This window comes from Teichococcus aerophilus, from assembly GCF_014490485.1.
Lineage (GTDB): Bacteria > Pseudomonadota > Alphaproteobacteria > Acetobacterales > Acetobacteraceae > Pseudoroseomonas > Pseudoroseomonas aerophila.
Map to the genome: position 1 here is coordinate 1 of NZ_JACTVA010000134.1, position 595 is coordinate 595.

1 protein-coding gene is annotated in these 595 nt (G+C 61.2%); it reads right to left on the bottom strand.

What is annotated here, in order from left to right:
- Nucleotides 1-579 (bottom strand): tetratricopeptide repeat protein (locus IBL26_RS25465; protein ID WP_187787286.1); only part of this gene is annotated, 579 nt, incomplete at its 3' end.
- Between the last annotated feature and the right edge of the window lie 16 nt (nucleotides 580-595).

Consider the following 595-nt stretch of genomic DNA (forward strand, 5'->3'; position numbering starts at 1 on the left):
CGGATCACGATAAAGAATTTGCCGAAGTTGATTTTCAGCCTTCTCCAGGTCTACGGATTCCAAGAGTGACGCCAGGCGAATCGCAGCCTTTTCATTGGCGGGATCCACCTGCAGCAGGTGGCGCATATGCGCCATGGCCTCATCCGGCGCACCGCGCCGCTGGGCGATGGCAGAAAGGCGCAGCAGTGCAGAGCTACTATCCGGCTGCTGGTCTAGGACGCGATGAAGATGAACCTCGGCCGCACCCGGATCATCCGATTCCAACAGTTCGGCAAGCCGGAGGTTCGCTTTGACATTCGAAGGGTCCGTGGCGAGCGCTTGACGTAGCAGTGCAATCGCCTCGGCAGGGTCACCTTGCCGCTGACAAAGTCGGGCAAGTTGGATCATGACTTCGGTATGGTCGACCGCGATCGGGAGGATACGACGCAGTTGTGCCTCCGCCTCGCTCGGCCGGTCAGCTTCCAGCAGGCGGGAGAGTTGCAGCGCAGACTTCACATTCTGAGGGTCAAGGGCCACAGCTTGTCGAAGGGCAACCTCAGCCGCCGCGCGATCCCCTAGGCGGAGGCGCAGATCGGCCATGAAGCGGAGGGCTTCC